This window comes from Delftia sp. CH05, from assembly GCF_009827015.1.
GTDB classification, from domain to species: Bacteria; Pseudomonadota; Gammaproteobacteria; order Burkholderiales; family Burkholderiaceae_C; genus Comamonas; species Comamonas tsuruhatensis.
In genome coordinates this window covers 17,516-31,920 of the sequence record NZ_WUMG01000063.1, presented here as the reverse complement: position 1 = coordinate 31,920, position 14,405 = coordinate 17,516, and the positions used below count along the sequence as shown (strand labels likewise).

General features: G+C 67.2%; 13 protein-coding genes. 2 read left to right on the top strand and 11 right to left on the bottom strand.

The genetic code is table 11. From position 1 onward, the window contains the following. The 6 genes from GRX31_RS28230 to GRX31_RS28205 all read right to left on the bottom strand — a co-directional run. Positions 1-964: DNA/RNA non-specific endonuclease (locus GRX31_RS28230; protein WP_160855883.1), on the bottom strand; the 964-nt coding region annotated here is incomplete at its 3' end. 140 nt (positions 965-1,104) lie between these two features. After that, entirely contained in the window at positions 1,105-2,316 is a 1,212-nt protein-coding gene (locus GRX31_RS28225) for an MFS transporter (protein ID WP_160855881.1), read from the bottom strand. Positions 2,317-2,327: 11 nt separating this feature from the next. Beyond that, on the bottom strand, positions 2,328-2,675 hold the full coding sequence (locus GRX31_RS28220; RefSeq protein ID WP_012203978.1) for a DMT family protein: 348 nt from the start codon (positions 2,673-2,675) through the stop codon (positions 2,328-2,330). Between the two features lie 97 nt (positions 2,676-2,772). Further along, positions 2,773-3,441: a hypothetical protein gene (locus tag GRX31_RS28215; protein WP_047218997.1), complete on the bottom strand. Its 669-nt coding sequence runs from the start codon at positions 3,439-3,441 to the stop codon at positions 2,773-2,775. A gap of 173 nt (positions 3,442-3,614) precedes the next feature. Further along, entirely contained in the window at positions 3,615-4,949 is a 1,335-nt protein-coding gene (locus GRX31_RS28210) for a sigma-54-dependent transcriptional regulator (protein ID WP_160855879.1), read from the bottom strand. Continuing rightward, positions 4,934-6,286 (bottom strand): ATP-binding protein, encoded by a 1,353-nt coding sequence (locus GRX31_RS28205; protein WP_160855877.1) that lies wholly within the window; start codon positions 6,284-6,286, stop codon positions 4,934-4,936. Before GRX31_RS28205 ends, GRX31_RS28210 begins: the two co-directional genes overlap by 16 nt. Before the next feature lie 368 nt (positions 6,287-6,654). On the opposite strand from GRX31_RS28205, the gene GRX31_RS28200 reads away from it, so the two are divergent. Beyond that, positions 6,655-7,209 carry a hypothetical protein gene (locus tag GRX31_RS28200; protein WP_043792335.1) on the top strand — a complete coding sequence of 185 codons (555 nt, stop codon included), beginning with the start codon at positions 6,655-6,657 and terminating at the stop codon, positions 7,207-7,209. 15 nt (positions 7,210-7,224) lie between these two features. Then, entirely contained in the window at positions 7,225-8,667 is a 1,443-nt protein-coding gene (locus GRX31_RS28195; protein WP_160855875.1) for an EAL domain-containing protein, read from the top strand. Between the two features lie 52 nt (positions 8,668-8,719). Here GRX31_RS28195 and GRX31_RS28190 read toward each other — a convergent pair whose 3' ends face one another. The 5 genes from GRX31_RS28190 to GRX31_RS28170 are packed head-to-tail and all read right to left on the bottom strand — an operon-like array spanning position 8,720 to position 14,404. Beyond that, positions 8,720-9,994, bottom strand: a complete 1,275-nt coding sequence (locus tag GRX31_RS28190) for a glycosyltransferase (protein WP_016450342.1) — start codon at positions 9,992-9,994, stop codon at positions 8,720-8,722. 34 nt (positions 9,995-10,028) lie between these two features. After that, positions 10,029-11,423, bottom strand: a complete 1,395-nt coding sequence (locus GRX31_RS28185) for a sigma 54-interacting transcriptional regulator (protein WP_016450343.1) — start codon at positions 11,421-11,423, stop codon at positions 10,029-10,031. Between the two features lie 42 nt (positions 11,424-11,465). Next, positions 11,466-13,370, bottom strand: coding sequence for a pilus assembly protein TadG-related protein (locus tag GRX31_RS28180; RefSeq protein WP_160855873.1), 1,905 nt, complete (start codon positions 13,368-13,370; stop codon positions 11,466-11,468). Between the two features lie 12 nt (positions 13,371-13,382). Further along, positions 13,383-13,871, bottom strand: coding sequence for a TadE family protein (locus tag GRX31_RS28175; RefSeq protein ID WP_074921668.1), 489 nt, complete (start codon positions 13,869-13,871; stop codon positions 13,383-13,385). Further along, positions 13,871-14,404: a TadE/TadG family type IV pilus assembly protein gene (locus GRX31_RS28170; RefSeq protein WP_074921666.1), complete on the bottom strand. Its 534-nt coding sequence runs from the start codon at positions 14,402-14,404 to the stop codon at positions 13,871-13,873. The genes GRX31_RS28175 and GRX31_RS28170 overlap by 1 nt, the downstream gene beginning before the upstream one ends. Position 14,405 lies beyond the last annotated feature (1 nt).

Below are 14,405 nucleotides of genomic sequence, written 5' to 3'. Positions count from 1 at the left end.
CCCTCATCACCCCCGCCAACAACGGCATCCCCGTCCTCCGAGTGAACTCCTCATAACTGATGGGCGCACTCATCCGCGTATCCGGGCTATTGGCCTGCCAGTGCGCCCAGGCACGCCCCGTGCTCGCGTCGTACACCAGCTTGAAGATATGGCTGGGCACATGGACCTTGCCCTGCCCGATGGTCAGCGGCTGGCCGTCGAACACCGGCCCGGTGAAGACGTAGACATCGCCCTTGGCGCGCTGGGCGTAGCGGCGCGTGTCCTGCTCGACCTTGCTCCAGACGCCGCCGTTGTGGGTCTGGTCCTGGGGAACCATGTTGGCCAGGCTGAAACTCTGGGCCATGGCCTCGGGCGAGTACATGTCGCCGGCCGGCGCCATGTGGCCGCGCGAGTAGCCGGAGCGGCGGTAGTCGTCCAGTTCGGCACGCTCGGCGCGGGGCAGGCGGGCATCGGCATAGAACTTGTCGCTGCGCTTGAGGCCCTGGCCCTGCTCCAGCAACTGGCGGTTCAGGCGCTCCACCACGAAGACGGGCGTCTTGGTCTGTCCGCTGTGCAGCACGGCAAAGGCGCTGAAGCACAGCTCGCGCTGAAGGGGCTGGACCTGCAGGGCAGGGGGCTCGCCACCGGGGAAGAAATCGCGGCAGTGCGAAAAGCCCGTGGCCAGGCTGCCGGCAGGCGGGCTGGTGCCACCGGAGGCCGTGCCCGAACCTGTCTCCGGCTGCTTGCGCAGGTGCTCCAGCCCGGGGATGGGCAGGGTGGACAGCAGGGGCGGCTCGGGCAGCTTGGGATGCCAGTTCGGGTCCAGGCTGCAGCTGGCGATCTGGAAGGTGCCCGCTGCCGCGACCACGGCGGCGATCACGGAGTGCCACAGTCCGCTGCGGCCGCTGCGGCCGGAGGCTTTCTTCTTGGAGGCGGGGGAGGAACTGCGCTTGCGCGCGGAAGGCTTCTTGTTCTTGACTGTCATTCGGGGGCGGCAGGCGCTGGCCGCAGGGAGGCAAGTCCGCAATGGCGCGGGTTCTGGTTCGGGTCCTAGGAATTCTCCTATGTTTCCAGGCCTCCAAATGTGTCCAGGTGCTCCGAAAGCGAGCCGTGCGCTGCCGGTCCTCAGGCCTTGGGCTGGAGACGGGCCGCCCGGTGTTCGGACGGTGCGCCGAACCAGCACAGCGCCAGCGCCAGCACCGCGATGCCGCCCAGCGAAAGAAAGGCCGCATCAAAGCCGAAGCGCTGCGCGATCCAGCCCGCCAGTGCCGGGCTGGCGGCCGCGCCCAGGCCCTGCAGCGTCATCACGGCGCCCAGGCCTGCGTTGACGTGGCCGGTGCCGCGCAGCGTCTGCGCGACCAGGCCCGGCAGGGCAACGCCCAGCAGCCCGGCGCCCACGCCGTCCAGCACCTGCACGGGGATCAGCGCCCAGTCGGAGTCCCAGGTGGCGGCGACCAGGCCGCGCAGCGGCAGCGACAGCAGGGCCGCCTTGACCAGCAGCCAGTAGCCGCTGCGCTGGGCGTGGCGCCCGGCGAGCAGGGCCATGGGGATCATGACCAGTTGCGCCACGATGATGGTCAGCGCCGTGAAGCCGCTGGGGTTGGCATGGCCGCGCGCCACGGCGGCCTGGCCCAGCAGCGGCAGCATGGCGGCATTGCCCAGGTGAAACAGTAGCATGGCCACGGCCAGCACCCGCAGCGCCGGCGTGCCCGTGAGCACGTGCAGCAGGCCGGGGGCGCAAGGCCCGGCCTGCTCTGGGGGCGGCGTGCCTTGCGGGGTTTCATCCAGCCGCATCAGCGCCAGGCAGGCCAGCGATGCGCAGCCCATCAGGGCCATGAGCACGAAGACGGAAGGCAGTCCCCAGCGCAGGCCCATGGCCCCCGCCAGTGCGGCCGTGGCCACGTTGCCGGCGTGGTTCCAGGCTTCGTTGGTGCCCAGTTGCCGGGGCAGGTCCGCATTGCCGGTGATCTGCAGCGTGATGCCCAGCAGGCAGGGGGCGATCAAGGCCGCGACCACGCCGGTGATGACCTGCGATGCCGCCGTCACGGCCAGCGACGGTGCGATCCAGATGGCCAGGTTGCCCGCCAGCAGCAGGGCGATGGCCGCTGCCAGCAGCCTGCGCTTGCGGCGCGAGGCATCGACGAGCGCGCCCAGCGGCGTGGTGGCCAGCATGCCCGTGATGCCGCCCAGGGCCATGACGTAGCCGATGTCGTCCAGCCGCCAGCCCTGGGCGAGCAGGAAGACGCCCAGGAAGGGGCCCAGGCCGTCGCGCACGTCGGCCAGGAAGAAGTGGAGCCCCGGCAGCCAGCGCCGCGCATGGTGGTGTGTGCGGTGCATGGCGGCTTCCTTCAGCGCAGGGGGCCCTTGAACACGAAGAAGGCGCCCAGGCAGATGAAGCCGAAGCCCACCAGGTGGTTGAGGGTGAGCTTCTCGCCCAGGTAGAGCACGGAGAAGACGGCGAACACCACCAGCGTGATCACCTCCTGGATGGTCTTGAGCTCGGCCGCGCTGTAGACCTCATGGCCGAGCCGGTTGGCGGGCACGGCAAAGCAGTACTCGGCCAGCGCGATCAGCCAGCTCACCAGGATGACGAGGTACAGCGGCCGGTTCTCGAACTTCAGGTGCCCGTACCAGGCGAAGGTCATGAAGACGTTGGAGATCAGCAGCAGCAGGACGGGGGCGATCTTGGGGGACATGGCGGGGTTCGGTGAAAACAGGAAAGCCGGAAAGCAGGAAAGCAGAACAGCAGGAAGGGGCAGGAACCCGCCCGGCCCCGGGGACCGGGCGGTGGCGTCAGCGCGCGCGGTCGTACAGCGGCTGCAGGTCCGACAGGCTGGCACCCATGCTGATGGCCTCCAGCGAGGTGCCGTGCGCGTTGCGCGTGCCCAGGCCCGAGGCGGCAAACAGCTGCCCCGGCTGCAGCGGCTGCTGCAGCGCATGGGGGGCAAAGCGCACGATGGCGCCGTCGGACAGGATGACGCCGTTGGCATCGCCGCGCGGGCCGGTGAGAACAGCCTCGATGCGGCCCTGGGCCTGCTGCGTCTGCAGTCCGGCCATGCGCAGGTGCGGGGGCATGGGGCGGGCGCGGCCGGGCTCCGGTGGCTGGTCATACACGGTCTGGCCGGTGGCGGTGTTCACGATGGCGTCGGCCTTGACCGCACCACCGGCTTCGCTGCGGCCGATGATGCGCACCGTGTCGCCCACCTTCACGGCGGTCGTCAGCGCATCGGCCATGTGGGGCGGGAACCGGACCACCGTGCCGTCGGTCAGGCGCAGCCCGTCCACTTCCCCGTAAGGGTTGGTGAGCAGCCGGGCGACTGGGCTCTCGAGCACGGCCTGCGCGTGCGGCATGGCCGCGTGGGGCGCGCCAGGGCCGTGGGCAGGCAGGGGCGGGGCGGCATGCGCGTTCAGTGCGCTGGCACCCAGCCACAGGGCGGCGGAAGAAAGGGTGAGACGGGTCATGATGGCTCCTGGGTTGGCGATGGACATGCACAGTCCAATGCAAGCGCCATGCCATCCGGAAGCCTCATGAAATCAAGGGCTTGCGGTCGCTGATGCGGGCCATGTGTCCGAGATGGCGACAGGGGGTGTCACCCATTCGGACACCGCAGGCGGCGCCTGTGCCCGCTGCTGCCTCAACCCAGGCCGAACTCCGCCAGCTTGCGGTACAGCTGCTGGCGCGACAGGCCCAGGCGGCGTGCGGCCTCGGCACGGTTGCCCATGGTTGCGGCCAGGGCGCGCGTGACCATTTCACGTTCCAGCTGGGCGACGGCGGGGGCCAGCGGCCCGTTCCAGTCGATGGCGGGGCCGTTCGCCGCCGCAGGCTGCAGGCCGATGTGCTCGGGCCCGATGACCGGCCCGGGGCACAGCAGGGCCGCGCGCTCCATGGCGTTGCGCAGCTCGCGCACATTGCCGGGCCAGTCGTGCGCCAGCAGCAGGCGCGCGGCGTCGGACCCCAGGCGCTTGGGCGAGGCGCCGCCGCCTTGGCGCAGGAAATGCTCGGCCAGCAGCAGCACGTCGCCCAGGCGCTCGCGCAGCGGCGGCAGGTGCACGGGCACGACCTGGAGCCGGTACCAGAGATCCTCGCGAAAGCGCCCCTGCCTGACGGCGTCCGGCAGGTCGCGGTGCGTGGCCGCGATGATGCGCACGTTCACGGGCAGCGCCCGGCTGGCGCCCACGGGCGTGATCTCGCGCTCCTGCAGCGCCCGGAGGATCTTGGCCTGCGTGGGCAGCGGCATGTCGCCCACTTCATCGAGGAACAGCGTGCCGCCCTGCGCCTCGCGAAAGCGCCCGGCGCGGTCGCTGACGGCGCCCGTGAAGGCGCCCTTCACATGGCCGAAGAGTTCGCTTTCCATCAGGTCTGCCGGAATGGCCGCGCAGTTGACGGCCACGAAGGGGCGTTCCGCCCGGACGCTGTTGCGGTGCAGGGCGCGTGCCACCAGTTCCTTGCCCGTGCCGGTCTCGCCCAGCACCAGCACGGTGGCGTCGCTGTCCGCCGCCAGGCCGATGCGCTTGAAGACCTGCCGCATGGCCTCGCTGCCGCTGACCAGTTCACCATCGTCATGCATCTGCGGCTGGCCGGCTTGGCCGTCCCCGGAGTCCTGGGCCGGCCCTGCGCCTTGCAGCGCGCGGTCCAGGGCCTCAACCAGGGCGGTGCGGGCGATGGGTTTGGTCAGGTGGTCGAAGGCGCCCAGGCGCATGGCCTCGATGGTGTTGCCGCCGCTGGCGTAGGCCGTGAGCATGATGCAGGGCGCCCGCGAGAGGCCGCGGGCCTTGCGCAGGAAGGCCAGGCCGTCCTCGCCCGGCATGCGCAGGTCCACGATGGCCGCATCCACGGACCCGGCCTGCAGGATCTGCAGCCCCGCCGCCACGGTCGGGGCCTGGCTGACCCCATGGCCCAGGTCTCCGAGCATCTCGGCCAGGCTTTCACGGAAGGCCGTGTCGTCGTCCACGATCAGGATGCGGGCCATGGAAATTCCATTTCTATGCGGGTGCCTTGTGCAGTCTTGCCTTGTGCAGTCTTGGCCAGGGCGATCCGGCCGCCGTGGGCCTGGACGATTTCGCGCACCAGCGCCAATCCCAGCCCGGTGCCGCCGGGGCGTGCGGTGGTGAACGGCTCGAACAGCGTGTCGCGCAGTTCGGCCGCGATGCCGGTGCCGTCATCGGCAATCCACAGCCGCAGGCAGCCTTTGGCGTCCCGGTCCGCGCCCAGTTCCACCCGGCCGCCGTCCGCCGTGTGCGCCAGGGCGTTGAGCAGCAGATTGTCCAGCGCGCGGGCCATCTGTGCGGGGTCCAGCAGCGGGCGGCGCCCTTCCCGCAGGTCCCGGGCAAGGCCGGCGGACACCGCCGTTGCCAGCTGCACGCCGCTGGCCTGGGCCATTTCTGCATGGGCCTGGAGCCTTTCGTCCAGCAGCTGCTGCAGGTCCACGGGCTCCGGGTGCACGCGGAAGGGCTGGGTCAAGGCCAGCAGGCTCGATACCAGGTCTTCCAGGCGCGCGGTCTGTGCCAGCACGGCCTCCAGGGCGCCCTGGCTGCGGGCCTGCCGCAGTGGCTCGGGCGCGGCCAGGGCGTTCTCGGCCTTCATGCGCATGGTGCCCAGCGGGTTGCGGATCTCGTGCGCCAGGCCGGCCGACAGCCGGCCCAGGGTGGCCAGCCGTTCGGCGCCGAGCAGTTGCTGCTCCATCTGTGCCGACTGCCGCTGCCAGCGCCGCAGCATTCTGCCCAGCCACAGGCCCGAGACCAGGACCATGCCCAGCAGCAGGCTGACGGCAAGGATGAGGGGGTTGACCACGTCGGCGCTGATCAGGGGGACGCGCATCAGCGTCCAGGCCACCAGGGCGGGCGCATCGGCCTGGGCCGGGCAGGCGGCAAAGACCACCGCCTCGCGCAGGCCGGGGCGCAGGTCGGTCACCAGCCCGGCGCTGTCCCTTGCGCGCTGGGCGGTGGAGGCGATGCGCTCCATCTCCGCACTGGGCGCATCGCGCTTGATGCCCGAGCCGTCATAGGTGGGAAACGCATAGGCCACCACGCCGGGGCCCTCGCGCCAGAAGCCGCCCTCCATGCCGGGGCGCTCGCGCAGCGCCAGGTCCAGCACGGCCTGCGCGGCGGACCGGGCCTGGGCAGATGGCGTGTCTGCCGTCAGCCCCGCCAGCCCCATGCGCGCGGCCCCGGCCTGCAGCGCGCTGCAGCTGACGCCTGCGGCGTCGCGGGCGCGGGCAATCTGCGGTTCGGTGCCCTGCCGGGTCAACAGCAACAGCAGCCACGCCAGCACCAGGGCGACGGCCGAGATGGTGAGCCAGAGGATCACCAGATCCCGTTGGATGGACTTTTGCGGGGACAGGGCCGGCTCCTGAAGTGATGCGCTGGAACATACACCGAAAGGGGGGCCGCGCCTGGCAGCCAGGGCAGCGTCGTCCTGCGCAGCCGCCGTGAAAGTAACGCCGTGGCGTGCCGGCGTTACGTGACATCGCCCGTAACGCTGCGGGGTGACACGGTGGTGGCTGTGCTTGGGTGCCCAAATAAATCAATAGGTTACAGATGGCTTTGCGTTGGATGAAGACGTCCAGGCCCATGGCACGCTTGTTGCAACAGGATGCAAAAAGCTTGTCGCAGTGTCTGGAAAACCGTGTGCTGCGCCGGCCGCCCCATTGATCGCTGTCTTTCGGAGGAGAAACCATGGCCGCTGTCTCGTTGTCGTTTGCAGGCATGCCCCTGCCGCGACTGCGCGCCTACCCGGAAAGGGCGCGCAGCAAGCCGTTGAACGTACCCGCGTCGTTTGCGTCTGCCGCCGTGCCGCGCACCGCTGCGCGCGAGGCGGGCGACGGAAGCCCCCATGCGCAGGTGGCGCAGGCGGCGCCGGTGGCGCTGCTCACGCGGGTGAGCGAGGGCGTGCGCATCGTGCGGCGCAGCGATGTGATCGTGGCGCAGGCCGGCGCCTTGCTGCAGCAGGGCGACCGGGTCATCGTGCCGCAGCAGGGCAGCGCGCAGGCGGTGTTCCAGGAGCAGGACGGGCAGGCGCTGCTGGGCAGCTTTGCCGGCGGAACGGATGCCACGCTGGCGTATTTCAGCCGCAAGGCGGATGCCTGCTCGGTGGTCTTTGACCTGGTGGCCGGCCATGTGGACCTGGCGCTGTCGGCCGTGGATGCCGGCATGCTCGGCGGCGGGCCGGCCGGCCGGGGGCGCAGGGCGATCGGATTTCACTGCTATTCACAACCCATTGCAGGCCGTTGAACGAAGGCGCTCACCATGCACGACATCATCGAACCCTCGCACAGCGACATGCCCCTGGATCTGGCCATCTGGCTGCCGCCCCTGCAGGCCTGGCGCAGCGTCTATGGCAACGGTTTCTGCGACGAGGCCATGCAGGCCTGCATGGACCGGCTCAAGGGCCTGGGCATTGATGCCCAATCGCTGGAGCGCGCGGGCGATACGCTGCTGGTTCGCGGGTTCGACCCCCGCACGCTGGCCGACACGGTGCTGCCCGGCCATCATGCCCGGCATGGCTGGATGCATGCGCTGGAGTCCGCCCTGGTGAGCGAGCCCGTGGTGCACGGCTCGCGCCAGGCCTATCTGCGGGCCGAGGTGCAGGCGCTGGGCTGCGTCTCCTTCGCGGGGCTGCACGAGATACGCGGCAAGGGCCACGCCACGGCGGGCGGCCAGGACATGGCGGTGCGCAGAATGCCCGCCAGGCTCATCAAGGGCTACCAGGCCGACATGCAGCTGGCGGGCCGCCTGCTGGACGATCTGCGGCTGGGCCACCTGGCGCTGGCATTCCAGCCCGTGACGCTGCTGGACCCCGCAGGCATGGCAGGCGGAGGCAGTGGGGCCGGCGCGGGCCGCACGCTCTACCACGAGTGCCTGCTGCGCCGCAGCGTGTTCTCTGCCTACGACAACTATGCCGTGCCCCATGCCATCGAGGCGCTGGAGCGGCTGGGCCTGGCCGCGCGGCTGGACCGCAGCGTGCTGTGGTCGGTGATAGGGGCGCTGGAGATGAAGACCGGCCACAGCCTGGGCTGCAATCTGTCGGCCGCCTCGTTCTGCGACGAGGCCTGGTGGGAAGGCGTGTTCGACTATCTGGAGGAGCGGCCCGAGATCGCCCAGCGCCTGGTGCTGGAGATCACCGAGACCGGTGTCTTCCCCTGCGAGAAGGCCGCGCTGGGCCTGGTGCGGCACCTGCAGATCCTGGGCGTGCGCGTGGCGCTGGACGATATCGTTCCCCGGCGCGGCGGCCTGGACATCCTGGGCAAGCTGCGCGCCAACATCGTCAAGATCGACAAGTCCGTGCTGGACCAGAGCCTGCAGGCCCGGCCGTCGGCCCGGATGCTGCAGGGCCTGATCAGCCTGTGCGCCGACCGCGGCGCCTGCGTGATCGTGGAAGGCGTGGAGTCCGCCCAGGGCATGGAGGCCGTGGCGCTTGCGGGGGCGCATGGCGTGCAGGGGTTTTTCATAGCCCGGCCATCGCTGCATGGGCTGCTCGACCAGGTGGTGTGCGTGGCCGATGTGCTGGAGGTGCTGCAGGCGTCCGAGGCGCAGGAGGGCGACGCGCTGGACATGGCACTGAGCATGGCCCTGAGCTGGAGTGGCATGGACCGTGTGCCGGCTCTTTCGGCTGCCGACGGCGGGACTGGCGGGGCCGTCGGCGCTGTCGGGTCTGTCGGGGCCCCTGCATCGGCGCTGTCCGCCGCCTAGGCGCGCAAGGGCCCGCACCTGAACGCAGGCCGAGCCCGGCCCGCGCTGCACCTTACTCCAGCATCAGCGGGCTCGCCCTGCGCCGCGCCATGGCCAGGCGGAACAGGTCCATGAAGCGCGGTGCCACGTTGGAGATGTGAAAGCGCTTGCCCGTCTCGCGCGCGGCCCGGCTGTAGCGCTGGCGCCGGGCCGGGTCGTCGCGCAGCTGGCGGATGGCGCCGATCCAGGCGTCGTCGCTGTCGGGCAGCAGCAGGCCGTTGACGTCGTTTTGCACCAGCTCCGGCACAAAGCCCCAGTTCGATCCGATCACGCAGCCGCCGCGCGCCAGGATCTCCATCAATCCCCAGTTGGCCACGCCGTAGCGCAGCGGGTAGAGGAACAGGTCCACCGAGGCCAGGGTGCGCGCGAACTCGTCGTACGGCAGCTTGCCCGGGAACTCCACCACCTGTGCGGCCGGGTGGATCTGCAGCAGATGGTCGCGGAAACTGGCCACCTTGCCCTGGTAGCGGCGCTCCACCCATTGCTGTTCGTAACCATAGGTCACGGCCGTGGGGTCGCCCAGGGCGATGAAGCGCATCTGCTGGCCATCGCCCTCGCGCACCAGGCGGTCGACCAGGCGCATGAAGGTCTCGAAGCCCTTGGAGCTGGACAGGTCGCGCGATGAGAAGGCCACGGTGAAGCGCGCATCCTGGCGCGGCACCGGCTCGGCCTGCTCGTCAGGGGCCTGGATGTCGAAGCCCTCGAACTGCACGGCCACGCGCTCCTGCAGCAGCGGCGGGAACAGCGAGCGCGCATGGGCGCTGGGCGCGATGGTCAGGTCGCTGCACAGCACCTGGTGGTAGTGCAGCATTTCCATGTTGCGGTCGGCCAGGCGCTGGGACAGGTCGGGCGGGTAGTCGGGCTCGTTGCCGTGCACGCGGTAGCTGGGGAATTCGATGTAGCTGACGATGGCGGCATCGATCTCGCCGTACAGCAGGTTGGGCGCGGCCCACAGCGAGTGGGCGACCACCACGTCGATGCGCTTGCCCTTTTCCTTCTCGAAGGCCTGCAGGCCCTGCAGCAGGCCGCGGCCTATGCGCGCCGAGCGCTCCACCTTGCTGGAGTAGTAGTAGCTTTGCGGGCCGACGATGTCGCCATCGGGCCGGAACGACAGCAGGTGGTCGCACTGGCTGGCATAGTTCTCGGCATGGCCGGGCATGGTCATGAACCAGCTGTCGGCCGCGCCGCTGGCGCGAAGGTGGCTGCACAGCAGGCTGTACTGGCTGGGGTAGACGGCGCTGACGAAGATGATGACCGGCTTGTCCTGCATGTTCGTGGAGGTCTCCATGGCGTGGGGGGATGGGATGTGTCGGAGGGCGTGCTCAGCCCGGCACGGGCACTTCGGGCTCGCCGTCGCTGATCTGGTACTTGCGCATCTTTTCCCAGAGCACCTTGCGGCTGATGCCCAGGTGCTGGGCCGTGTTCTGGCGCTTCCAGTCATTGGTGTTGAGCGCCGCGATGATGCGGTTGCGCTCGTCCATGTCCCAGTTGCTGCGGTCGGCCAGCAGGGGCTCGGCGGCGCCGGCGTCCGGCGGGAAGGTGGTGGCCGACAGGGCCTGGGCGTGCTGCAGGATGCGCTGCGTGGCGCCGTCGGCGTTCCAGTCGCGCGTCTGGCGGGCGGCCACGCCGATGCGCTCGGCCAGGTTGCGCAGCTCGCGCACATTGCCGGGGAAGTACATCTGGGCCACGGCGTCGAGGATGAAGAAGGGCGGCTCGCCCAGCTCCTTCATCGTGGCCTCGCCCACCACCTTGTGCAGGATGGCGTGGAAGATGGCCAGCTTGTCGGCCTCGCCGCGCTCCTCCAGGCTGGGGATCTGCAGCTCGATCACGGCCAGGCGGAAGAACAGGTCGGCGCGAAAGCGTCCCTCGCGCACCAGCCCGCGCAGCGGCTTGTTGGTGGCCGCCACCAGCCGGAAATCCAGCCTCACGGCGGCGGCCGACCCCAGCCGCGTGATGGCGCGCTCTTCCAGCACGCGCAGCAGCTTGACCTGCTGGTACAGCGGCAGGTCCGCGATCTCGTCCAGGAACAGCGTGCCGCCGTTGGCCTGCTCCAGATAGCCCTTGTGGGCATTGACCGCGCCCGTGAACGAGCCCTTGGCGTGGCCGAAGAACAGGGACTCGAACAGCCCGTCCGGGATGGCGCCGCAGTTGACCACCACGAAGGGGCCCTGGCCGTAGCGGTTGTTGCGCTCGTGCAGCCGCTCGGCAATGCGCTCCTTGCCCACGCCGGTCTCGCCGATGATGAGCACGCTGTGCTCGCAGTCGGCAAAGGTGTCCACGTCGCGCAGCAGGCGCTGCATGCAGTCGGCCACGGCGATGATGTCCTCCGAGCGCTGCACCTGGCGCTGGTTGCTCTGCATGCGCCGCAGTATGCGCACCAGCATGGCCCGCAGCTCGGCCCCCGTGAAGTCGAAGGGCAGTACATGCGAGTACTCCATGGCATAGGTGCCGGCGTTGGCGTCGCGCTGCTTGGCGCTGACCCACAGCACGGGCATGCCGAAGGTGCCCTCCACGCCCTGGCGCGTGAAGCGCGCGCCCTCCAGCACCGAGACGCTGACCACGGCGATCGCATTGCCCAGCTCGCTGGTGTCGGCGGGCAGGGTCAGCCCGTCGGCGCGCACCACGTCCACGCCCAGGTTGAGCACGCAGCGCTCCACCCGCTCGGCGATGTCGGCCTGTCCTTCCCACACATAGATGACCAGCTCGTCCAGATTCACCTGAGTCTCGCTTTTTGGTTGTTTCAAAGATTGAATGCGCTGCTATTGAACGATGACGCCGTAATTGCAATCGGCCCAAAGCAGCTCGACGTCTGCGTACCCGACTTGGATCCCAAGCGCTTCAAGCAGCGGTCCAAGCAACACTCCATCCAACAAGGCCAGGACCGGCATCAGCACCACATTGAGCAGCCCCAGAACGCCGCTGACGATGCCAACGAGGCCATTGACCAGGCCATCAACGATGCTGCTCACGAGTCCCAGGTCCAGGCCTAGCAACTTCAGCCCCGAGGTATCGAGCTCCACTTCCAGCAAACCTGCATTGATGGCGTTACCGATGGATTGGCCCAGCTGCTGCTTCATACCCACGCTTTTGATAAGCGTTTGCTCGGCTCGGGGCTTGCTTTTTTCATAGTCGTAATAAAGGCTGGAATAAGCCCCAGGTGCATTGACAGGGAGGTCCAGCTTCGCCTTCAGGGCAATAGGTGCTTCGACCACGGGGATCAGTCCCAGGAGCAGCTTGATATCCAGCTTCAGGCTCAACAGATGAAATTTTTCCTTGGTCAGGTTTTCCCATGGCGTAGTGGTGTTGGTCAGCGCCGCAGGCACATTGCCCAGGAACACATGCGCCAGACCAGGCCTGGCATCAATGCGGACACGGTGCTTGTTACCTTCGTATCTGCAGATGACTTCTTCGAGCCTGCCGTCTGCCGATCCCACCTCGACATAAAGCGGTAGGTTGACCAACTGGCCCGCAGGCATGGATACCTTGACGCTGGCCAGCAGCAGGTTCAGATCGAGAAGACTGGTTTTACCCGCCACCGGCGTGAGGGCCTTGATATCCAAGAAGGTGCGTATCTGACCAGTGTGCGCCGTGGTTCGGGGTTTGCCCGTGCTGTCGTAGCCGGGAGGGCCCACGGCGATGACTGGTGGTTCTATGATTTTTGCCTTGATCGCTACATCGGCCAGCGGCTTCAGGTCGATACCGGTCTGCAAAGTGGCGGCAGAGTCCACGTTGGCCACCTGCAATCCCACCATCAGGAGGCTCAGGGCACTAACATCAGCGATCAGTGCGGACATCGGATTGTCTTTGAAGAGACCGATGTCGAGTAAACCGTTCTGGCCAGGAGCCTTCAGCAGGGAGATGACGGTGTTTTGGATATTGACTGCGATGGGGAGCTTCAGAAGCTTGTCCAGCGCAGCTATTGCGATGTTTGCGGTGTCGCTGCCAGGAGAGTTCTGTATGACACTGATGCTGGATTCCAATAGTTTGGTCAGCAGCACATCGGCATTAAGCAGCTCCTCATAGGTGCCTGCAGAGATGTTCAACGCCTCCTTCAATCCCAGGAGGTTGACCTTGGTGTTGGCAAGCCCTTGGTAGTCCGCCAAGCTCAGATTGACATTCGTTCCCAACAGCATGGTGAGCAGACGATTGAGTGCACCTTCATCCAGCCTGGCCACACCGGAACCTAGGGAAAAAGCCGCAATAGGGTCATCTGGAATCGCCGAGATGGATTCGGCATAGATCTCTCTGTTGCCCAGGAAAGGCAATAGTTGCAGGCTTTTGCCTCTCAGCCGAACCTGTACTGCATTGAAGGGTGCTGCCCCAAAGGCTGGGCCGGCATCCCTGCTCCATTTGAGGCAGCGCACGCTTTGCTGCAGCGGGGCAGGAGACACCCCTGCCGGCCATTTCCACTGGGTGGTGATGCTATTCATTCCCGCAGCCTCTGCAGCCGTGCAAGTGGAGGGGTCCACGAGCGCACTGATGGCTTCCAGGGCAGCAAGATCCGCGATCCGTTGCAGATCGCGCTTGGCGTAATACATGTAGCCAATTTGCGCCGTTCCGAGAATGCTTATGAGCACGGCTAGAAGTAGGGCGAACTGTATCAACAGGGTTCCCCTGTCTTTGAACAAGCCTATTTTCTGAATGGAGGGCGGATAGATTCGCATGGCAGCCTCTCTTTATGGCGCATACCTGAAATGTACCACGCTTTGTTCGCTGATTCGCTGCGGTTCATTGATGAAAAAGGTGTTGCTAAGCAAAGGGGCAAGCTGGTAGCTGATCTTGAAAGAAAAGCTGCCTGGCGGGGAGCTTGCGGAAGAAGGGCAAGTCCATTCGAAAGGGCCCATCACCAGAGAATCATCCGGTAGAGAGCTTCTCTGGAATCCCAGGCGCGCCACTTGCGAGACCCTGTCTTGAATGATGGTTCGGTTCGCGGTAGCACTGGGAATAGTGCAGGGGTAGTTGGCGCCCGTGGAGATCAGGCTATGGGCGATCCGCGCACCATCTCCCACGGCACGGGTGACGGCTTGGTGCGCTTGGAAGTAGCGCCACCAGACCAAGAGGCCCATCAGCATGGAGATCATCAAGGCTGCAATCAACGCAAACTCCAGTGCGGCGATACCACTCTGTGTCCGGATTAAGGATGGACTGGCAGACCGTTGGCGCATCACAGCATCCTCCTGTCCGCCAGCAGCGCGGCGCTGGCTGTCAGGCTGTTGGGAAGAATGATTTTGATTCCGGCAATCGATGGCGCAATGGCTTTGCTGGGGTAGTTCTCTATCCTGTAAGAAATGAGGATGAGGCAGGGTGTGCCGATATCGCAGGCCAGATTGTTGTTCAGCGGACTGTTCTGAAAGCAGGTGGTATCGCTGAGGTGGCACACCGTGAACTGGATATCCGCTACTGCAGGTTTCAAATCGTCCGGAAGCCAAGCCAGCATTTTTTGTACCGAAGCGATGGCGGCCTGTTTTCTATGAAGCCAGTTCGGCGCGTTGACTCCCACGGGATATCTGAGCGCGGCACGCGCCCCTTCCTCGACGGCGAACTGCATCGACTCCCGAACGAAGAAAGTCAACCCATAGCTGACGATGGCGTACAGCAGCACGAAGAACACAGGGAAAATGATGGCCCACTCCAGTGCGTACACGCCGCGCTGCCGGCAAGGCCGGTCAATGCAGAGGGGATGCGCTTGCGTGGTCATG